The sequence below is a fragment of the Wigglesworthia glossinidia endosymbiont of Glossina morsitans morsitans (Yale colony) genome, from assembly GCF_000247565.1.
Lineage (GTDB): Bacteria > Pseudomonadota > Gammaproteobacteria > Enterobacterales > Enterobacteriaceae > Wigglesworthia > Wigglesworthia glossinidia_B.
The window spans coordinates 451,580-471,642 of record NC_016893.1; the positions used below are offsets into that span (position 1 = coordinate 451,580).

17 protein-coding genes, 3 tRNA genes and 1 pseudogene are annotated in these 20,063 nt (G+C 25.6%); 10 read left to right on the forward strand and 11 right to left on the reverse strand.

Features of this window, described 5'->3' with window-relative positions; all coding sequences use genetic code 11:
* Window positions 1-7: 7 nt before the first annotated feature.
* Complete coding sequence (locus WIGMOR_RS02210; RefSeq protein ID WP_014354209.1) at window positions 8-268, reverse strand: BolA family protein; 261 nt, start codon at window positions 266-268, stop codon at window positions 8-10.
* A 550-nt stretch (window positions 269-818) separates the two neighbouring features.
* Here WIGMOR_RS02210 and WIGMOR_RS02215 point away from each other — a divergent pair.
* On the forward strand, window positions 819-1,802 hold the full coding sequence (locus WIGMOR_RS02215) for a KpsF/GutQ family sugar-phosphate isomerase (protein ID WP_014354210.1): 984 nt from the start codon (window positions 819-821) through the stop codon (window positions 1,800-1,802).
* Window positions 1,803-2,167: 365 nt separating this feature from the next.
* Here the strand turns inward: WIGMOR_RS02215 and lptB are convergent.
* The 3 genes and pseudogenes from lptB to lptC all read right to left on the reverse strand — a co-directional run bounded on the left by lptB (window position 2,168) and on the right by lptC (window position 3,930).
* Window positions 2,168-2,886: pseudogene (lptB, locus tag WIGMOR_RS02220) on the reverse strand (LPS export ABC transporter ATP-binding protein).
* 35 nt (window positions 2,887-2,921) lie between these two features.
* Window positions 2,922-3,398 carry an LptA/OstA family protein gene (locus WIGMOR_RS02225; RefSeq protein ID WP_014354212.1) on the reverse strand — a complete coding sequence of 159 codons (477 nt, stop codon included), beginning with the start codon at window positions 3,396-3,398 and terminating at the stop codon, window positions 2,922-2,924.
* The gene (gene lptC / locus WIGMOR_RS02230; protein ID WP_014354213.1) at window positions 3,388-3,930 is read right to left on the reverse strand and encodes an LPS export ABC transporter periplasmic protein LptC; all 543 of its coding nucleotides are present in this window, start codon (window positions 3,928-3,930) and stop codon (window positions 3,388-3,390) included. The genes WIGMOR_RS02225 and lptC overlap by 11 nt, the downstream gene beginning before the upstream one ends.
* A gap of 223 nt (window positions 3,931-4,153) precedes the next feature.
* Here lptC and WIGMOR_RS02235 point away from each other — a divergent pair, with 223 nt between their 5' ends.
* A complete protein-coding gene (locus WIGMOR_RS02235) occupies window positions 4,154-4,447 on the forward strand; it encodes a hypothetical protein (protein WP_014354214.1) in 294 nt (97 codons plus the stop codon).
* Between the two features lie 73 nt (window positions 4,448-4,520).
* On the opposite strand, the gene nadC is transcribed toward WIGMOR_RS02235, so the two are convergent.
* Window positions 4,521-5,387, reverse strand: coding sequence for a carboxylating nicotinate-nucleotide diphosphorylase (gene nadC, locus WIGMOR_RS02240; RefSeq protein ID WP_014354215.1), 867 nt, complete (start codon window positions 5,385-5,387; stop codon window positions 4,521-4,523).
* Between the two features lie 601 nt (window positions 5,388-5,988).
* On the opposite strand from nadC, the gene aceE reads away from it, so the two are divergent.
* The 3 genes from aceE to lpdA all read left to right on the forward strand — a co-directional run bounded on the left by aceE (window position 5,989) and on the right by lpdA (window position 11,649).
* Window positions 5,989-8,649 carry a pyruvate dehydrogenase (acetyl-transferring), homodimeric type gene (gene aceE, locus WIGMOR_RS02245; RefSeq protein ID WP_014354216.1) on the forward strand — a complete coding sequence of 887 codons (2,661 nt, stop codon included), beginning with the start codon at window positions 5,989-5,991 and terminating at the stop codon, window positions 8,647-8,649.
* 13 nt (window positions 8,650-8,662) lie between these two features.
* Complete coding sequence (locus WIGMOR_RS02250; protein WP_014354217.1) at window positions 8,663-10,156, forward strand: 2-oxo acid dehydrogenase subunit E2; 1,494 nt, start codon at window positions 8,663-8,665, stop codon at window positions 10,154-10,156.
* 62 nt (window positions 10,157-10,218) lie between these two features.
* The gene (lpdA, locus tag WIGMOR_RS02255) at window positions 10,219-11,649 is read left to right on the forward strand and encodes a dihydrolipoyl dehydrogenase (RefSeq protein WP_014354218.1); all 1,431 of its coding nucleotides are present in this window, start codon (window positions 10,219-10,221) and stop codon (window positions 11,647-11,649) included.
* Window positions 11,650-11,687: 38 nt separating this feature from the next.
* Here lpdA and thyA read toward each other — a convergent pair whose 3' ends face one another.
* Window positions 11,688-12,482 carry a thymidylate synthase gene (gene thyA, locus WIGMOR_RS02260; protein WP_014354219.1) on the reverse strand — a complete coding sequence of 265 codons (795 nt, stop codon included), beginning with the start codon at window positions 12,480-12,482 and terminating at the stop codon, window positions 11,688-11,690.
* A 2-nt stretch (window positions 12,483-12,484) separates the two neighbouring features.
* On the reverse strand, window positions 12,485-13,348 hold the full coding sequence (gene lgt / locus WIGMOR_RS02265) for a prolipoprotein diacylglyceryl transferase (RefSeq protein WP_014354220.1): 864 nt from the start codon (window positions 13,346-13,348) through the stop codon (window positions 12,485-12,487).
* Window positions 13,349-13,549: 201 nt separating this feature from the next.
* Here lgt and thiD point away from each other — a divergent pair, with 201 nt between their 5' ends.
* Window positions 13,550-14,356 (forward strand): bifunctional hydroxymethylpyrimidine kinase/phosphomethylpyrimidine kinase, encoded by an 807-nt coding sequence (gene thiD, locus WIGMOR_RS02270; RefSeq protein ID WP_014354221.1) that lies wholly within the window; start codon window positions 13,550-13,552, stop codon window positions 14,354-14,356.
* 25 nt (window positions 14,357-14,381) lie between these two features.
* On the opposite strand, the gene folE is transcribed toward thiD, so the two are convergent.
* The gene (folE, locus tag WIGMOR_RS02275; protein ID WP_014354222.1) at window positions 14,382-15,047 is read right to left on the reverse strand and encodes a GTP cyclohydrolase I FolE; all 666 of its coding nucleotides are present in this window, start codon (window positions 15,045-15,047) and stop codon (window positions 14,382-14,384) included.
* A gap of 213 nt (window positions 15,048-15,260) precedes the next feature.
* Complete coding sequence (gene metK, locus WIGMOR_RS02280; protein WP_014354223.1) at window positions 15,261-16,403, reverse strand: methionine adenosyltransferase; 1,143 nt, start codon at window positions 16,401-16,403, stop codon at window positions 15,261-15,263.
* Between the two features lie 624 nt (window positions 16,404-17,027).
* Between metK and pgsA the strand changes: the two genes are divergently transcribed.
* The 4 genes from pgsA to WIGMOR_RS02300 all read left to right on the forward strand — a co-directional run bounded on the left by pgsA (window position 17,028) and on the right by WIGMOR_RS02300 (window position 17,910).
* On the forward strand, window positions 17,028-17,576 hold the full coding sequence (gene pgsA / locus WIGMOR_RS02285; protein ID WP_014354224.1) for a CDP-diacylglycerol--glycerol-3-phosphate 3-phosphatidyltransferase: 549 nt from the start codon (window positions 17,028-17,030) through the stop codon (window positions 17,574-17,576).
* Between the two features lie 66 nt (window positions 17,577-17,642).
* Window positions 17,643-17,714: transfer RNA gene (locus tag WIGMOR_RS02290), tRNA-Gly, on the forward strand.
* 22 nt (window positions 17,715-17,736) lie between these two features.
* Window positions 17,737-17,808, forward strand: a tRNA-Cys gene (locus tag WIGMOR_RS02295).
* Window positions 17,809-17,825: 17 nt separating this feature from the next.
* Window positions 17,826-17,910 (forward strand) — tRNA-Leu (locus tag WIGMOR_RS02300).
* Between the two features lie 71 nt (window positions 17,911-17,981).
* On the opposite strand, the gene WIGMOR_RS02305 is transcribed toward WIGMOR_RS02300, so the two are convergent.
* Window positions 17,982-18,560 carry a UbiX family flavin prenyltransferase gene (locus tag WIGMOR_RS02305; protein WP_014354225.1) on the reverse strand — a complete coding sequence of 193 codons (579 nt, stop codon included), beginning with the start codon at window positions 18,558-18,560 and terminating at the stop codon, window positions 17,982-17,984.
* 67 nt (window positions 18,561-18,627) lie between these two features.
* Window positions 18,628-20,034, reverse strand: a complete 1,407-nt coding sequence (gene purF / locus WIGMOR_RS02310; protein WP_014354226.1) for an amidophosphoribosyltransferase — start codon at window positions 20,032-20,034, stop codon at window positions 18,628-18,630.
* Between the last annotated feature and the right edge of the window lie 29 nt (window positions 20,035-20,063).

Below are 20,063 nucleotides of genomic sequence, written 5' to 3' on the forward strand. Positions count from 1 at the left end.
ATAATAATTACTGTTTTTTAAGATGAGTATTTTTTTTAATTTCCCATTCTTTTAGAGTATATGTGTAAACAGATATGGCATGAATGTCATTGTTTTTAATATATAATTTTAGAGGTTGATAAACTATTTGTTCTCTTTGAATACGATTTAATTTAATAAATATATCGCTAATTACAAAAATTTTGAAATATTTTCCATTGTTATCTATATGAATATTATTGCATTTTAGTGCTTTTTTAAGTATATTTTTGATTGTTTTAATTTCCATTAAACTTCCTGAATTTTTTAAAAAAAATTATTTTATTAATATTTAACTTACTCATTTTATTATAAAATATTTAATGCATATCGAACAATAATTTTTAATATACAAAGTATTAATTTTTCTTAATATTGTGTTATAAATTTGTTACTAACGAAAAAATTTTATCAAATTTTTCTAATACAATATTCTAATATAGAATCCATTAAGTTACAAAATTGTATAATTCTACATATAGTTTATTTTTAAATGTTTAAAGAAAATTTTTTTTAATATAAATAAATTTATATGAAATATAACATTTTTAAACATATTAAAAAATAAATGCTTATTTTTTTATTTTCATGCAATAAAGAAAAATTTTTAATTTATATTTCAAAATATATTAATTTTATAAAATTTTAAGTATAAATTAAATTTTTAAAAATATATCTTCTTAAATATTTGTATAAATAGTACATTATAATTAAAAACATACATCTTGTAATTAATGTATGCAATAAATATTGATAATATAAATTTTTGTTCATAATTAAATTTTATTGGGATATCGAAAATGTTTAAAAATATTACAGTTTCAACTTTTGATTTTATTACATCCGGGAAAGAAATATTATCTTTAGAATTAAAAAATTTAAAACACTTACATCAATGTATTAATCAAAATTTTCAAAAAGCCGGAGAAATTTTGTTAAATTGTAGTGGAAAAATAGTCACTATGGGTGTAGGAAAATCAGGACATATAGCTAAAAAATTAGCTGCTACATTTTCTAGTACGGGCAATCCTTCTTTTTTTATACATCCGAACGAAGCAAGTCATGGAGATTTAGGAATGTTATCATCTGGTGATATTATTATTGCATTTTCTAAATCTGGAGAATCCAACGAAATAATTATTTTAATTTCGTTTATAAAACATTTAAATATTCCCTATATTTGTATTACTGAAAATCCTTTAAGTACAGTAGCAAAATCAGCAAATGCTGTTATTTGTATTCATAAAACACAAGAAGCTTTCAATTTAGATGCGCCTACCACGAGTACAACAGCCGCATTGATTATAGGAGATGCGTTAGCAATTTCATTATCACGTGCAAAAAATTTTAATGTTAAAGATTTTTCTTTTTTTCATCCAGGAGGATTATTAGGAAAAAAATTGTTAATGCGTGTACATGATATAATGCGTGCTAAAAATAAAATTCCGATTGTAAATTGGACTTGTTCTATTTTTAATGCCATTATAGAAATTGCAAAAAAAAATTTTGGTACTGTAGTAGTTTTAAATGATCATAAAAAAATATTAGGCATTTTTACATCAAAAATTCTTGTTAATCTTTCTAAATCAGATTTAGATTTTAAACATACTTCTATTAATACTGTTATGACGTCTGAATTTAAAATTATTAATCCGAATATTTTAGTTTCAGAAGCTTTAGAAGAGATGAAATTTAGTAATGTAAAATTTTTATTAGTAGCAATAAATAATTATCTTTTAGGCATAATACGTATGCGCGATATTTTACACATTGGTATATCATAATTAAACTAGAACGTCGTATTAATTAAATATTTAAAAAATTTTGATGTTATAAAAAAATTGAATATTTTCTGATTCAATTAAATATAAAATTCTTATTAAGAATCTATTTGACTACAATAATTATGCTTATTTTTTATTTACACAACTAAAACTTTTATAATTATTTTTTTATATTTTTAGATTTTTAATCTGAATAAATTAAATAATTTGCTTTATATAATATTTATTAACAATTTTCTTAATTTAAACAAGCATTATAAAGAAATTTAATAAATATTATATTTTTATCGAAAAAATTAAATAATATTCATTTTATATATTAAATTTTTAAATTTTATTTTTACATTAATTTACTTAAAAAGTATTTATACATTGTTGCCTAAGTAAATGTTTTGTACGTATATATTTTCTTTGATTATTTTTGGAGAGCCTGAAGCAACTAATTTGCCTTGATTGATAATATATATACGATGACATATTGAAAAAATTTCATTTGTATTATGATCTGTAATTATTATTCCTAAATTTTTTTTACATAAAATTTTCATAATTTTTTTAATGTTAGAAATTGCAATTGGATCGACTCCGGAAAATGGTTCATCTAATAAAACAAATTTTGGTTTAATAGCAAGTGTACGTGCTATTTCTAATCTGCGTTTTTCACCTCCAGATAAAACATAACCTAGATTTTTTTGAATGTGACTAATGTTGAACTCTTCCATAAGATTCCGAGCTACTTTATATTTTTGAAGTTTATTTAAATCAGAACGATTTTGTAAAGCTATCATTAAATTATCTAATACACTTATTCCTAGTAATATTGCTGGTTCTTGGGGTAAGTATCCGATACCTAATCTAACACGCATATATAAAGGAAAATTACTAATGTTTTTATTATTCAGAATGATTTGACCACGATCGGCATGTAGTACACCTGCTATTATATAAAAAGTAGTTGTTTTGCCTGCTCCATTAGGACCGGCTAGTCCTACAATTTCGTTAGAATTTACGTGCAGACTAATATTGGATATTATTTTTTTTTTTTATATGATTTAAATATATTATTAATAGTTAATTTCGACATGTTGATTAATATATGATGAAATATCAAAGTGTGTTTTATTTAAAAGTTAATATAGTTTGAGTTTGTTTATGATTTTGACTATTTGCTTGAATAATGTTGCTTTTCAAATTAATTGTCATGTTATCACTAAATATATTGCCATTAATTTGCTTAAAATTGACACCTCCTGATAAAAATAAAATTTTATCTGTAATATGAAAATATATTTTCGTACAAGAGATTTGCGTAATTATTTGATTTTTTTCAATTTGTTTTAAAATAATTGGATTTCCATATCCTTCTAAAAAATTTTTTTTGTTTTTTTCTTGTAAAAGAACAATTTTATCCGCTTTAATTATAAAATTTCTATATTTTAATTGAACATTTTTAGTAAAAACTATTTTTTTAGATTCAATATAAAATACTTGATTATATGCAAATATTTGCACTTTTTCTATCGGTATATCATATGCTAATGATATTTGTTTGAAAAATAAAATATAAAGTAATATTAAAATTTTTTTATTTTTCATGAAAAATAGTAGTATTTTGATTTAATGTAATAATTTTATTTTTTAAATTTCCTTGCATATTTATTCCAACAGAGCAAAAATATAAGCCATATAAAATAGTTTTTTTCTTAGATATAAAGTCTTGAGTTCTTAAATTTATTTTAAAATTTTCAGTTAATAAGCGCTTAATATACGTATGATAAAAAAAATTTTTTATTTGTACATTTCCAGATAAATTTAAATAATCTTTTGATAAATATGCGCGTATAGATTCTATAATCCACATAGGAATGTGATGATCATCAAAAATTGTTATTATAGGATAAGAAAAAAATATATATTCATTTTGAGACAAAAAGTGCATGTTTTGTGCGGAAATACTATATTTTAATCCTCCGTAAATCTGATTTATCGAAAGATTTGAATAATTTAATGGGCTTTTTAACTGCATATAATAAAGTGCACATAAGCTGCGTTTAGGAATAGCAATAAATATGATAGGAACAATTAAAAAAAATAAAATTCTTATTTTATGAAATCTAAATTGTTTCATATTTGTTTTATGATGCTTATATAAATAACTTTAAAAATTTTGTTAATATTGAAATAAATATAAAAAATTTATTTAATTTAAATGTATGATTTTGTTTCATATAAAAATTTTATAGAAACTAATATCTTTTTATATAGATATGCATATAATATTTCATTTATATATTCAAAAAAATAATCAATCCCAAAAAATAAAGTTTAATATTTATAATTAAGAGGCATAAATGAGCATTAATAGCATTAAAGCAATACAGTTTGTTGATAAAATTAATAACATTGAAAAAAAAAATAAAAATCAAATATATAAAAATAATATTATTTTAAAAAATAAAAAGCAAAAAAATCAAGATTTAATAAATTTAAGCGTACTCTTTAAGAAAATAAAAAATAAAGAAAATAATATTGATATCAATAAAATAGAAAAAATACGTATTTCTATTAATCAAGACTCTCTATGTAATGATTTAGATAAAATAGCAAACGCTTTAATTCAAGAATCTATTTTTTTATCTAAATAAAAAATATTCTTATAAAGTTTTTAAAAATTTTCAATGTACAACTTTTTTGTTTATTAATAATATTATTAACTTTTTAATCTAGATGCATAGTGAAATCTAAAGATTTTATATTTTTTGTTAATTTACCAACAGCAATATAATCAATGCCTGTAGAGGCAATTTGAACTAAATTTTGTTTTGTAATATTTCCTGATGCTTCTAAAATTGCTTTATTGCGATTTATTTTTACTGCTTTTTTAATATTTTGATAAGAAAAATTGTCTAGCATAATAATGTCTGTTTTAGCATCTAATGCTTCTTGAAGTTCTTCTAAATTCTCTACTTCTACTTCTATAGGGAGATGAGGAAAATTTAATTTTGCAGTATTCACTAGATCTTTAATTGATCGAGAATATTTAATGTGATTATCTTTAATTAAGATACTATCAAATAAGCCCATCCGATGATTGCATGCGCCTCCACATAAAACTGCATATTTTAGTGCATATCTTAATCCAGGTACTGTTTTTCTAGTATCTCGTAATTTTACGTTTGTTTTTTCTAAAAGTTTTACATAACTTTTTACTTTAGTAGATACTCCAGATAAAGTTTGAAGAAAATTTAACGCTACTCTTTCTCCAATTAAAATAGTTTGCGCTGGTCCATGTATATTACAAATTAATTGATTTTTTTTTATTTTATCTCCGTCTGATACGTACCAATGAATTTTTATGTTTTTTTCTATTTGTTGAAATACTTCTTCGAACCATTTTGTACCGCATAGCACTCCTTCGTCTTGCGTAAATACATTCGCTACAGTATTATGATTATGCATTAATAAAGAACTGGTAATGTCAGAATTCACATCTAATTCTTTCCCAAGATCTTCTATTAAAGCATTTTTAACGGATAAAAATATATTTTTTTTTATTTTTTTAATAAAACTTTTATTTTTAATCATTACAGTTTAGAATTTTATAGAAAAACGAAATTATTCAAAATATATTATTCGAATATAGTTTAAAAATTAGTGTATACGATGCTTCATATAATACTTTTGATATATATATTTTTTAATAAATGTTCAAATATTTATATGATATTTAAATTTAATATTAATTTAAAATAGTTTAATATTATAAACTATATTTTGAATATACTCAATAAATTATCCTAAAATATTGTTTGTATAATTTTTAGTAAATATCACTAAATATAATTACTTGTTAACCTATATCAAATTAAACGACGAAGCATAATTTATACAGATATTAATTCTTATTTGATATTTTTGTTTTTTTATAAATAGAATTTAGTTTAACAGTATTTAAATAATTAATATTGATAAGTTATATTATTCTTTGTAAATATATTTTTAATTTTTTTTCATAATCATTTAGTTAAATTAATTTCTTGTATCACATAGATATCTGCATAAAATATAAATATTAATGTTAATAATTGCTAAAAAATATAAAATATATATATTAATAATAACATTCATAATTTGACATTGATATAAATAAGATAAAATTTTCTAAAAATTTTAGGAGCATTCAATTATGTCAAAGCATTCATATTACGATATAGATATTAGCGAAACGCACGAATGGATAGAATCTATTCAAGCAGTAATTAAATCTGATGGAATTTTAAGAGCACAGTACTTAATTGATAAAATTTCACAAGAAGCTAAAAAAAACTGTAACGATCAAATAATGTATAATCAAAATTATGTGAACAGCATTTCTGTAGAAGAAGAGCCTCTATATCCAGGAGATTTACAATTAGAACGTCGCATTCGTTCTGTAATTAGATGGAATGCAGTCATGATGGTTTTAAAAGCTTCTCAAAAAAATTTAGAATTAGGAGGTCATATATCATCTTTTCAATCTGCTGCAACTATTTATGAAGTTTGTTTTAATCATTTTTTTCGCGGGCCTGAATCTAATGATGGAGGAGACCTAGTATATTTTCAAGGTCATATTTCACCGGGCATTTATGCTCGTGCTTTTCTTGAAGGTCGCTTAACTAAAGAACATCTTGATAATTTTAGACAAGAAACAAATGGTTGCGGATTATCATCTTATCCTCATCCAAAACTCATGCCAAATTTTTGGCAATTCCCTACAGTTTCTATGGGGCTAGGTGCAATAAGCGGAATTTATCAAGCAAAATTTCTTAAATATTTGCATCATAGAAAAATCAAAAATACCGAAAAAAAAGTAGTTTATGTTTTTTTAGGCGATGGAGAAATGGATGAACCTGAATCTAAAGGAGCTATTAATATAGCAGCTCGTGAAAAATTAGATAATTTAATTTTTATTGTAAACTGCAATTTACAAAGATTAGATGGTCCTGTATATGGAAACGGAAAAGTTATTAATGAACTTACAGATTTTTTTCAAGGTTCAGGCTGGGAAGTAATTAGAGTAATTTGGGGAAGTAAATGGGATAGTCTTTTAAAAAGAGATACATCTGGAAAATTAATTCAACTAATGAATGAAACTGTCGATGGAGATTATCAAAATTTGAAGTCTAAAAATGGAGCATACATTAGAAAAAATTTTTTTGGAAAGTTTCCTGAAACTCAACAACTAGTACAAGATATGACTGACGACGAAATATGGAATTTGAACAGAGGTGGACATGATCCGAAAAAAATATATGCTGCTTTTAAAAAAGCTAAAAATATTCAAAATAAACCAGTGATAATACTTACACATACAGTGAAAGGATATGGAATGGGAGACTTGGCAGAAGGGAAAAATATAGCACATCAAATAAAAAAAATGAACGAAACTAGCATAAAAAATTTTCGTAATAGATTTGATCTATACGATATCAAAGATGATCAATTAAGTATTATGCCGTATATTTCACTGAAAAAAAAATCTCAAGAATACGAATATTTACACAATTGTCGAAAAAAATTGTTTGGATATTTACCTAAAAGAACACATACTTATGCTTCAATTAATCATGTACCTTTACTTGAAGATTTTTCATCTCTTTTAAAAGAACAAAAAAAAAATATTTCCACTACAATAGGTTTTGTGCGAATACTAAATATTTTACTAAATAATCAATCTATTGCAAAATATTTAGTGCCAATTATTGCAGATGAAGCACGTACATTTGGAATGGAAGGATTATTTCGTCAAATTGGAATTTATAATCAACATGGACAAAAATATATTCCTCAAGATCAAGAGCAATTAGCATATTATAAAGAAGAAAAAAAAGGACAAATTTTGCAAGAAGGTATTAACGAATTAGGAGCAACTGCTTCATGGATAGCAGCCGCAACTTCCTATAGCACTAATAAAATTACTATGATTCCATTTTATATTTATTATTCAATATTTGGATTTCAAAGAGTTGGAGATTTGATATGGTCTGCAAGCGATCAGGGAGCAAGAGGTTTTTTAATTGGCGCTACATCTGGACGAACTACTTTAAATGGAGAAGGATTACAACATGCAGATGGACATAGCCACATCCAATCTTTAGTAATTCCTAATTGTATTTCTTATAATCCAACATATGTATATGAATTAGCCGTTATCATACAGAACGGTTTGCAACGAATGTATGGTATAAATCCTGAAAATATTTTTTATTACATTACTACTTTAAATGAAAATTATTATATGCCATCTATTCCAAGTGGAGTAGAAGAAGGAATTTGTAGAGGTATATATAAATTAGAATCTTTTTATTCTGGAAGTAAAAAAGTCCAATTAATTGGATCAGGTGCAATATTAAGAGAAGTGAGAAAAGCAGCTCAAATTTTATATGAAAAATATAGTATTAGTGTCGATGTGTACAGCGCGACTTCATTGACTGAAATAGCACGTAATGGACAAGACTGCATGAGATGGAATACGTTGCATCCAACGAAAGAACCGCGTATACCATATATTAGTCAAATTATGAACGCCGCTCCCGTTGTAGCATCTACAGACTACATTAAATTATTTGCGGAGCAAATCAGGAATTTTATTCCGTCAAATATTTTCAAAGTATTAGGTACTGACGGATTTGGATGCTCTGATAGTCGAGAAAATTTACGTAAACATTTTGAAATTAATTCAGGATATATTGTTGTTAATGCCTTAAGTGCTTTATATGAAGCACATAGTATAACATCAGAAATTGTAGTGCAAGCAATTAAAACTTTTAATATTGATGTCGATAAAATCAATCCCCGTTTAGTTTAATAAAGGATAACAGATGAATACCGTGGTTAAAATTCCAGATATCGGGATAGAAGATGCAGAAGTAACAGAAATATTAGTAAAAATAGAAGATAAAATTAAGAAAGAACAAGCACTGATTACAGTTGAAGGAGATAAAGCATCTATGCAAATCCCTTCTCCTATCTCAGGGATTTTAAAAAAAATTATGGTAAAAATTGGAGATAAAGTATCTACTAATCAAGAAATTATGTTTTTTGAAAAAACTGATAAAAATGATAAATTTATTGCCAAAAAAATGCTAAAAAAAGTTGAAAAAAAATTACTTGATTCTAAACATGAAGAGTTTAAAAAAATATATGCTAGTGAATTAGGAATATTGAATCGTGCCGAAATTATACGTGTATCAATTCATGAAGAAAATAATATAAAAATTAATTCTCCTATTTTAATTATTCAAGATTGCAAAGGAACTAGAAAAATTTTATCAACAATTTCTGGAATAGTAAAAAATGTTCAAATTAAAGCTGGTGATCACGTTGACCCTGACACATTACTTTATGATATTTATGTTTCTAAAATTTTTGAAAAAAAACCAAAAAATTTGTTAAAAACCATAATTCAAAATAATCAAATATATGCTAGTCCATTAATAAGACGCATTGCATTAAAATATAATATTAATTTATCTCATATACACGGTAGCGGTCGTAAAGGAAGAATTTTACCTACAGATCTTGAGAAATATATTAATATTTATGAAAATAATCAACTGAGTCAAAATACGAAAAATGTTCAAAGTTTTTCAGAAGATTCACAGTACGAAGTATATGGAAAAATTGAAATTCAAGAATTGACGAAAATAAAAAAAGTTTCTGGAAAAAATTTATCTAAAAATTGGAAAAATATCCCACATGTAACACAATTTGATCAGGCAGATATTCATGAATTAGAAATTTTTAGAAAAAATCAAAATATTATATTACAAAAAAAAAATAAAATAAAAATTACAATTTTATCTTTTGTTATTAAAGCTGTTATTGCAACTTTGAAAGAGTATCCTCAATTTAATAGTTCTTTATCTCAAGATCAAAAAAAAATATTTTTGAAAAAATATTTTAATATCGGTATTGCTGTAAATACAGAACAAGGATTAATGGTACCCATAATTTTTAATGCGGATTCAAAAGGGATTCTAGAAATCTCTCAAGAGATATCAAATATTGCAAAAAAAGCTAGATCAGGAATATTGTCCAATAAAGATATGAAAGGTGGATGTTTTACAATATCTAATCTAGGAGGTATTGGAGGAAAAGAATTTACTCCAATTATTAACGCTCCAGAAGTAGCAATTTTAGGAATTTCTCAGGCGAGTATACAAGCTATTTGGAACGGCGATACTTTTGTGCCCAAATTAATGTTGCCATTATCTTTATCTTATGATCATCGCGTCATCGATGGCGTAGAAGGTGCTAAATTTATTAATTTTTTTAAAAACCTTATATCTGATATTAGATTACTAATATTGTGATTTCTATGATTTTTTTAAAAAATTAAATACAATTAACTTTTAATAGAAATTAAGGCTTACATATGAATACAAATGTTATTAAAACCCAAGTTGTAGTGCTTGGATCGGGTCCAAGCGGATATTCTGCTGCATTTCGCTGTGCAGATTTAGGACTAAAAACAGTTTTGATTGAACAATTTTCTGCGTTAGGTGGTGTATGCTTAAATGTTGGATGTATTCCATCTAAGTCATTGTTACATATTGCACAAATTTTAAATGAAACAAAGATGTTAAAAAATGCAGGAATATTATTTAACAAACCTAAAATAGATTTATTTCAAATGAGACAATGGAAATCTGAAATTATCTTAAAACTTACTAATGGTTTGAAATCAATGGCAAATGCTAGAAAAGTCGAAATTATACATGGTTATGGAAATTTTGTAGATTCACATATATTAAGCATAAAAAATCATGAAAAAACAATTACATTAAACTTTGATCAAGCTATTATTGCAGTAGGATCAAAACCAATACAACAAACTCTTATTAAAGAACCAAACGAAAAAATTTGGGATTCTACAGATGCTTTAAAAATTAGTTTTATTCCAAAAAGATTACTAATTGTTGGAGGCGGCATTATTGGTTTAGAAATGGCAACTATTTATCATGCGTTAGGATCAGAAATATATATCTCCGAAATATCTGAACAAATCATTTCTGCAGCCGATTCAGACGTAATAGAGAGTTTTTATAAAAATATAAAACATAAATTTAATATTATGTTAAATACTAAAATTAATAATCTACGCACCTCGAATAATCATGTTCAAGTAGAATTGAATAATACTAAAAATAATAAAATAACAAATATGTCATTTCATGCGGTTTTATTTTCTATAGGTCGTAGTCCAAATTCAAAATTGATTAATGTTCAGGATATTGGAGTAGAAGTAGATAAATCAGGATATATAAAAGTGGATAATCAAATGCGTACCAATATACCACATATTTACGCTATTGGAGATGTTATTGGACAACCTATGTTAGCTCATAAAGGAATGTATCAAGGTCACATAGCAGCAGAAGTTATTTATGGAGAAAAACACTACTTTGATCCTAAAGTAATTCCATCAATTGCATATACTTATCCAGAAGTTTCTTGGGTTGGAATTACAGAAAAAGAAGCAAAAATAAACAAATTATCATATGAATCTTCTACTTTCCCTTGGAGTGCTTTAGGAAGAGCAGTGTCTTCTGGTTACAATGGTATGACTAAATTAATCTTTCATAAAGATACAAAAAGAATTATTGGAGGCGCTGTAGTCGGTTGTAATAGCAGTGAAATTCTCGGCGAAATTAGTTTGGCAATTGAAATGGGTTGCGACGTGAATGATATTGCTTTAACAATTCATGCGCATCCAACGCTACATGAATCTATTGGAAGAGCATCTGAAATGTTTTCTGGAACTATTACTGATTTTTTAAATAAAAAAACTAAAAATATAGTTTAAATTATAATTGGAATAAAAATAATTTAAAAATTTAAATTTTATATTGCTATTGGTGCTTTTATTTTAGGATGATAACGATAATTCATTAAATGAAAATTTTCAAATTTGTAATTAAATAAAGATTTCGGTTTTTTCACTAATGAAATTTTAGGTGATCGAAAAGGTGTACGATTTATTTGTAATTTAGCTTGTTCTAAATGACTTTTATACAAATGTATATCGCCTCCAGTCCAAATTAATTCTCCAATATCAAGATCGCATTGTTGCGCAAACATATGTAATAGCAAAGCATAGCTAGCTAAATTAAATGGCAAACCAAGAAAAATATCACAGGATCGCTGATATACTTGACAAGATAAAGTATCATTCACAACATAAAATTGAAATAAGACATGACATGGAGGAAGCGCCATAAATTTTAAATCGCTAACATTCCAGGAAGAAACTAAGATTCTTCTAGATTCTGGAGTATGCTTTAATTGATACAAAGCAATCGATATTTGATCAATTGTAGAAAAATTATCAACATTCCAAGATCTCCATTGTTTTCCATATATCGGTCCTAAATTTCCTTGGAAATCAGCCCATTCATCCCAAATAGATACTTTATGTTTATTTAAGTACGAAATATTTGTATCTCCATTTAAAAACCATAACAATTCATATACTATTGATTTAAAATGACAATACTTTGTAGTTAACAAAGGAAATCCATGTTTTAAACTTATTCGTATTTGATGTCCAAAAATAGATAGAGTGCCTATTTTAGTACGATCTTTTTTTTCAAAACCATGATGTAAAGTAAAATTTAATAAATTCAAGTATTGTTTCATTTTTATTTTAATTTTCTTTTAATATTACAAGATGAATATACAATTAATATAATTCCGATAAAAATCATAGGAAAAGATAATATTTGACCTAAACTTAAATAATTAAATAACAATCCTATCTGAGGATCTGGCTGTCGAAAAAACTCTGCTATTGTTCTAAAAAGTCCATATAATAACAAAAATAATCCAGAAATATATCCTGTCGGTTTGCATTTTTTCACAAAACAATTAAGTATTATAAATAATAATACGCCTTCTAAAAACATTTCATATATTTGTGACATATGTCTTGGTAAAACATGATATTTGTCAAAAATTATTTGCCATTGAGGATTAGTTTTAAGTAATTCAAGATCTTCTGATCTTGAATTAGGAAATAACATAGTTAAACAAAAAGATGTATTTACTCTTCCCCATAATTCACCGTTAATAAAGTTTCCTATCCTTCCGGCACCTAATCCGAATGGTACTAAAGGCGCAAAAAAATCAGTTATTTTAAAAAATTGATATCGATATCTTTTTGAAAAATAATACATTGCACAAATAGCTCCAGTTAAACCACCGTGAAATGACATTCCACCTTCCCATATTTTAAATATGTAATATGGATCTAAAAATAACATATTTATCTTATATAATAGTACATATCCAAGTCTTCCACCAATTACGGCGCTTAAAAAAGAATAATACAGTATATTTTCTATTTTTTTTTTATTTAAATGAATTAGATCTATGCGCTTACTTGCACACCACATTATAAAATAAAAACTTATTAAATACATTATTCCATACCAATGAATAGAAAATATGCCAAAAGAAAAAAGTATAGGATTATATTGAGGAAACATTAAATAGCAATTTGTCATATTAAATTTTATTTATTTTGAGTATTTAAAATTAAATTTTATTTATTAATAATATATAATATTTATTCAAACTTGAATAAAAACTTAAAAAGTTTTATATTTACTTAACATATTAAATTCAATCTTAATATACATTTAAAAATTTAAAATATCATTTATTTTATATAAAAATAATTATATTAACTAAATAAATAAATTAAAATGGAAAAAATTTATCAGATTTTATCTATTTCTGGAACAGATCCAAGCGGAGGTGCCGGCATGCAAGCAGATTTAAAAACGTTTGCAGCGCTAGGCGTTTATGGAGCCTCCGTTATCACATCTTTAGTATCTCAAAATACTCTTGGAATACAAAAAATTTTTTCTGTTTCAGAAAAGTGCATAATAAGTCAAATAGACTCCGTAATTAGTGATCTAAAAATTAGTGCGATTAAAATCGGTATGATTTTAAAATCTTCTGTTATTCATATAATTTCTGAAAAACTTCAAAAGTGTTTTGTTCCATGGATTGTATTAGATCCAGTAATTTTTGCAAAAGATGGTTCTAGATTGTTAAATCAAGAAGCAGAAAATCTTTTAAAAAATACCTTAATACCTCATGCATCTATTATTACACCAAATTTATTAGAAGCAGGATTATTATTAAGTCGACCTACAGCATGTAATGAAAAACAAATGCAAGAGCAAGGCAGATCTCTTTTGAAATATGGATGTAAATCAGTTTTGATAAAGGGAGGACATTTAAATACTAAAAATAGTCCGGATTGGTTTATTAGTAAAGAAAATGAAATTAGATTTAATACAGATCGCATCTTCACTAAAAATACTCATGGTACAGGATGTACCTTATCTGCTGCATTAGCTGCTTTACGTCCAAAATGTAAAAATTGGGAAACTACCATTAAATTAGCAAAAAAATGGTTAACAGGCGCTATATTAAACGCAAATCAATTAAAAATTGGACACGGGAATGGTCCGGTACATCATTTTTACAAAGTTTGGAAATAAACATTCTCAATCAAATTAATATAAGTTATAATTTACTATTATTAGTAATTTGTAAAAATTCATTTCTCAAATGCAATTGATCACGAAATTTGCCACCAAACGCTAATGTTTTTGTGTTACTTTCAGAATCTTTAATTCCTCGCGCTCTTACACAAAAATGACGAGCGCGTATTGAAACTGCTACGTTTTTTGTACTGAGTAAAATTTGCAAAGCAATTAAAATTTGACGTGTAAGTCGTTCTTGTATTTGAGGACGTTTAGAAAAAAAATTGACAATTCGATTTATTTTAGATAAACCAATTAAGACGTATTCGGGAATATAAGCAACAGTTGCTTTTCCTTCAAAAACTAAGAAATGATGCTCACATATACTATGAAAAATGATATCGTCTATAATAATCATCTCGTTAATTTTTGTTATATTTTTTATAACAGTTATTTTAGGAAAATTAGCATAATTCAATCCAGAAAAAATTTCTTCTATATACATTCGTGCAATTCGCAATGGTGTTTGCGACAAACTATCGTTAGTTAAATTTAAATTCAAAAGCTTCATAATTTTTTGAATGTATTTGGCAATCAATACTTTTTTTTGTTTTATATCTTTAAAACAATTAAAAAAAGGATTTTCTAAACCTTGAGATATCAATGCATGTTTCACTTGCAAAGCTTCTTTCGTAAATTTTGACATATATTTCTCAAATAAATTTATTTTAGATTTTTTGATCAATTTTAATTAGGATTTTTTTTAGAAATGTAAAAACATTAATTATATTAAAAATTTTTTATTGCATTTATTTTAATCAAAAGTAATATTTAAAGTATTTTTAAATCAAACTTATTCCAAGCATAGCTTCTAAAGTTTAAAAAATCAGAGAATATATGAATTTATTTACTTTATACCCTAAAAATCACGTAATAATTGTGCTTTATCAATTTTTTCCCAAGGAAAATGACTTTTACTAAAATGTCCATATACCGAAGTTTCTTGATAAATAGGTCTAAGTAAACCCAACATTTTTATGATTCCATATGGGCGTAAGTCAAAATATTTATTAATTAAGTATATCAAACTTTTATTAGAAATTTTTTGCGTTCCAAAAGTTTCTACAGACATAGAAATTGGATGAGATACGCCAATTGCATATGAAATTTGGATTTCGCAACATTCAGCTAATCCTGATGCAACAATATTTTTTGCTATATATCGTAAAGCATACGTTGCAGAACGATCGACTTTAGATGGATCTTTTCCGGAAAGTGAACCGCCTCCATGACGTGCCATACCTCCATATGTATCTGCTATTATTTTTCTTCCAGTTAATCCGCAATCTCCCATTGGACCACCAATTACGAATCTTCCAGTAGGATTTATAAAATATTTTGTTTTTTTAGTAATCCATTTTTTTGGTAATGTTGGTTGAATAATTTCTTCCATAATTCCTGATCGCAAATCAGTAAGTGTTACATCTTCAGAATGTTGTGTAGAAAAAACTACTGTATCAATTCCAATAATTTTTTTATTTTCATATATGAAAGTAACTTGACTTTTAGCATCTGGCCGTAACCAAGGCAAAATATTTTTTTTTCTTACTATAGATTGTTTGAGCATTAATTTGTTTGCATAAGCAATTGGCGCTGGCATAAATGCATCAGTTTCATTGGTGGCATATCCAAAAATTATTCCTTGATCGCCAGCACCTTGATGTACAGTATGAAATTTATCTAATCCAATTACAATATCTTCGGACTGTTTACTGATATTATTTAATATAGCACAAGAGTTAGCATCGAATCCCATATTAGAATGAATATATCCAATATTTCGAATGGTATTTCGTATTAATTTTTCAATATCAATTTTTGCATTTGTATGGATTTCTCCACCAACTAAAACGATTCCAGTTTTTACATATGTTTCACACGCAACTCTTGCTTGCGTATCTTGTGTTAAGATAGCATCCAAAATTACATCAGAAATTTGATCTGCTATTTTATCTGGATGTCCTTCTGATACAGATTCAGATGTAAATAATGATTGATTCATGATATCCTTTTATTTATTAAATATTTTATTAAATTTTAAAATTTTTTTATTTATATAAAATGTATACATTACATTAAATTTCAGTTTACTATATAATGAATAAAAACAATATTATTTTATAATATTAAATTAATACTAGCAACTTTTAATTTTGTAAATTGATATAAAATAAAACAATTTTTTTCTGTATTAAATAATTTACATAAAATAATTTTTAATAAAAATATCGACATAATTGAATTTAAATTTTATAACAAAACATGAATTTTATTAAATAAATAATTTTATTTATATATAATACTTATATATACTAATAACTTTTAGTTAAAAATTTGAAATTTATTCGTAAACATATCATTAAAAATATAAAATCTAAATGTCTTTTTAAGATATATTATAAATATATCAAACCAAAATTCTAATTTTCAAATATTATTTTTTTAGTAAAAACTTTCATATAAAACAAATTTAAATTTTAATGTTATTTATAAAATTAAATTTATTTACTTTAAAATTATAAATTGTACATATAGATAACAATCTAAGAAATTATAATTAAATATTAATGACAAAAATATAAGAAATACTTAGTATTAACTTAAAAAATTATTTTTAACGAATCATATGCGTTTAAATATACCAACTTACCTTACTTTATTTCGATTAAGTATCATACCTTTATTTATTATTGTTTTTTATCTTCCATGTAAAGATGCTTCATTGTATTCTGCAATAATTTTTATATTAGCAGCACTTACAGATTGGTTTGACGGATTTTTAGCACGTCGCTTAAATCAAACTACTTGCTTTGGTGCTTTTCTTGATCCAGTAGCTGATAAAATTATAGTAGTAATCGGATTAATATTAATTATCGAATATTTTCATTCTTTTTGGATTACATTACCTTCTTCTATTATGATTACAAGAGAAATTATTATTGCTTCTTTAAGGGAATGGATGGCAGAATTAGGAAAAAATAATATGCTTGCAGTTTCTGTTTTAGGAAAGTTAAAAACTGGTATACAAATGTTAGCAATTTTTGCGCTTCTTTGGAAAGAAACTTATAGCATTATAATCATTGGTATATTAGCATTATATACAGCTGCTATTTTAGCGTTTTGGTCTATGTTGAAATATTTTTACATTGCTTGGAGAGATTTGTTTGAAAATTAAAATTACTCTTGATGATTTTTATTTATTAGTTCATAATAATTATTATATTTGTGTATAATTAAATTAGCGGAAGTAGCTCAGAGGAAGAGCATAACCTTGCCAAGGTTGAGGTCGCGAGTTCAAATCTCGTCTTCCGCTATTAGTTTCAGTTTTCGAAACAGGCGCGTTGGCAGAATGGTGTATGCAATGGATTGCAAATCCATTCATCTCGGTTCAATTCCGAGACGCGCCTAGGTAAGTATCTATTTTGCCCAGGTGGTGAAATCGGTAGACACAAGGGACTTAAAATCCCTCGGCTTTTTTAGCTATGCGGGTTCGAGTCCCGCCTTGGGCAAATGAAATAAATGCTTTATTTTTTAAAATAAACATTTTAATAAGCTATACAGAAAAATATAAAAATTAGAGTTATATAATTTTTTTTCCACTCCATCTTTTTATAAGATTATCTGCAATACTTAAATGAAATTGATCTAAAATTCTAATTACGGTATGATTTATAATATCATCAAGTGTTTTAGGATTATGATAAAATGCAGGAGTTGGAGGCATAATTATAGCTCCAATCTTAGATGCACGAAGCATAAGATCTAAGTGACCTGTATGTAAAGGAGTTTCTCTAACAGAGAGTACTAATTTTCTTTTTTCTTTTAATACAACATCTGCTGCGCGTATTAATAACGAATCATTATAGCTATTCACAATTCCAGATAAAGTTTTTATAGTACAAGGAATAATGATCATTCCAATAGTTTTATACGATCCGGAACTAATATTAGCAGAAATATCGTGAATATTGTGTATAACATTCGCCATACTATTTATTTCTTTTAAGGAGTAATTGGTTTCTAAAAATAGTGTTTTTTTAGCCGATTTAGTAACAATTAAATGTATAGAAATTTTTTTTGTGATTTTTAAGATCTTTAATAAACGAATTCCATAAATAATTCCACTTGCACCGCTAATACCAATAATTAAGTTTTGCATATTAAAGAAAAATAAATTTTAGTACCTTACTGTATCACATAAAAAATTATTAATCATTTCATTCTTATTAAGCAGGATAAATTCCATTAAATATCGATGATTCAAAATTTTTTATTTGAGGATTATATTTTTTTAATTTATTTTCTAAATCGCTTAAGTTTTGAAAAATCAAAGCATCTGCTCCAATTGCAATACGAATTTCATTTAGTGATTTTTGATATGCAATAAGTTCAGAAGAATTTGGAATATCAATTCCATAAAGATTGGGAAATCGAATTTCTGGTGCAGCGGATGCTAAATATACGTTAACAGCTCCTGCATCACGTGCCATTTCTACAATTTGCCGTGAAGTATTGCCTCGTACAATTGAATCGTCTACTAGTAATACTTTTTTTTTATAAAATTCAGCTTTATTTACATTAAATTTATAGCGTATTGATTTTTTTCTTATATTTGGATTAGATATGATAAATGTGCGACCTACATATCTATTTTTTACAAAACCTTGACGATACGGTTTTTTTAAGATTCTAGCAATTTCTAACGCAGTATCACATGATGTTTCTGGAATTGGAATAATAGCATCAATTGAAAGATTTTTCCATTCTTTAGATATTTTTTTTCCTAAAATTTGACCCATTTTTATTCTTGCAGTATACACTGATATTTTATCAATAATCGAATCTGGTCTAGCAAAATAAACATATTCAAACAAACATGGACAATACTTAGATGATATAGAACACTGTTTTGTAATTAGTTGTCCAGAATAAGTTAAAAATATACCTTCTCCTGGAGCAACATCTCTTAAGTGTTTAAATCCTAATATGTCTAATGCAACACTTTCGGATGCAATAATATATTCAGTTTTATTATAATTTATTTTACGTTCTCCAATAACTAACGGACGAATTCCATTAGGATCTCTAAAAGCAAATAATCCATGTCCAATAATCATACCTACACAAGAATATGCGCCTTGGACTCTTTGATGAGTTTTAGAAATTGCAGAAAAAATGTTTTCAGATGTTATAGGGTAGTGTTGAAATTGATCTAGTTCGGAAGCAAAAATATTTAATAGTACTTCTGAATCAGATGCAGTATTCATGTGACGTCGTTGCGTTTCAAATAGTTGTTTTCTTAAGCTATTTGTATTTACTAAATTTCCATTATGTGCAAGAGTAATGCCAAATGGTGAGTTTACGTAAAATGGCTGAACTTCGTATATGCTATTTTCTCCTGAAGTAGGATAACGTACATGACCAATTCCCATATTACCTTTTAATCGATTAAGATCATTTACATTAAATACATCTCTTACTAAGCCACTAGATTTATGTATACGAAAAAAGTTATGTTGATCCATAGTAGTAATGCCCGCTGAATCTTGTCCTCGATGTTGTAACACCGTTAAAGCATCGTATATAGATTGAGCAATTGCATGATTTCCTACAATTCCAACAACACCGCACATAATAGTTATTTCCTTCTAAAAAATAATTT

What these genes read in the sequence shown, in the direction of transcription:
- metK (WP_014354223.1), bottom strand. Translation starts at nt 16,403, where the DNA reads ATGAATCAATCATTATTTACATCTGAATCTGTATCAGAAGGACATCCA.
- WIGMOR_RS02215 (WP_014354210.1), top strand. Translation starts at nt 819, where the DNA reads ATGTTTAAAAATATTACAGTTTCAACTTTTGATTTTATTACATCCGGG.
- WIGMOR_RS02250 (WP_014354217.1), top strand. Translation starts at nt 8,663, where the DNA reads ATGAATACCGTGGTTAAAATTCCAGATATCGGGATAGAAGATGCAGAA.
- aceE (WP_014354216.1), top strand. Translation starts at nt 5,989, where the DNA reads ATGTCAAAGCATTCATATTACGATATAGATATTAGCGAAACGCACGAA.
- purF (WP_014354226.1), bottom strand. Translation starts at nt 20,034, where the DNA reads ATGTGCGGTGTTGTTGGAATTGTAGGAAATCATGCAATTGCTCAATCT.
- lpdA (WP_014354218.1), top strand. Translation starts at nt 10,219, where the DNA reads ATGAATACAAATGTTATTAAAACCCAAGTTGTAGTGCTTGGATCGGGT.
- WIGMOR_RS02305 (WP_014354225.1), bottom strand. Translation starts at nt 18,560, where the DNA reads ATGCAAAACTTAATTATTGGTATTAGCGGTGCAAGTGGAATTATTTAT.
- lptC (WP_014354213.1), bottom strand. Translation starts at nt 3,930, where the DNA reads ATGAAACAATTTAGATTTCATAAAATAAGAATTTTATTTTTTTTAATT.
- thyA (WP_014354219.1), bottom strand. Translation starts at nt 12,482, where the DNA reads ATGAAACAATACTTGAATTTATTAAATTTTACTTTACATCATGGTTTT.
- WIGMOR_RS02225 (WP_014354212.1), bottom strand. Translation starts at nt 3,398, where the DNA reads ATGAAAAATAAAAAAATTTTAATATTACTTTATATTTTATTTTTCAAA.
- pgsA (WP_014354224.1), top strand. Translation starts at nt 17,028, where the DNA reads ATGCGTTTAAATATACCAACTTACCTTACTTTATTTCGATTAAGTATC.
- WIGMOR_RS02210 (WP_014354209.1), bottom strand. Translation starts at nt 268, where the DNA reads ATGGAAATTAAAACAATCAAAAATATACTTAAAAAAGCACTAAAATGC.
- thiD (WP_014354221.1), top strand. Translation starts at nt 13,550, where the DNA reads ATGGAAAAAATTTATCAGATTTTATCTATTTCTGGAACAGATCCAAGC.
- nadC (WP_014354215.1), bottom strand. Translation starts at nt 5,387, where the DNA reads ATGATTAAAAATAAAAGTTTTATTAAAAAAATAAAAAAAAATATATTT.
- lgt (WP_014354220.1), bottom strand. Translation starts at nt 13,348, where the DNA reads ATGACAAATTGCTATTTAATGTTTCCTCAATATAATCCTATACTTTTT.
- folE (WP_014354222.1), bottom strand. Translation starts at nt 15,047, where the DNA reads ATGTCAAAATTTACGAAAGAAGCTTTGCAAGTGAAACATGCATTGATA.
- WIGMOR_RS02235 (WP_014354214.1), top strand. Translation starts at nt 4,154, where the DNA reads ATGAGCATTAATAGCATTAAAGCAATACAGTTTGTTGATAAAATTAAT.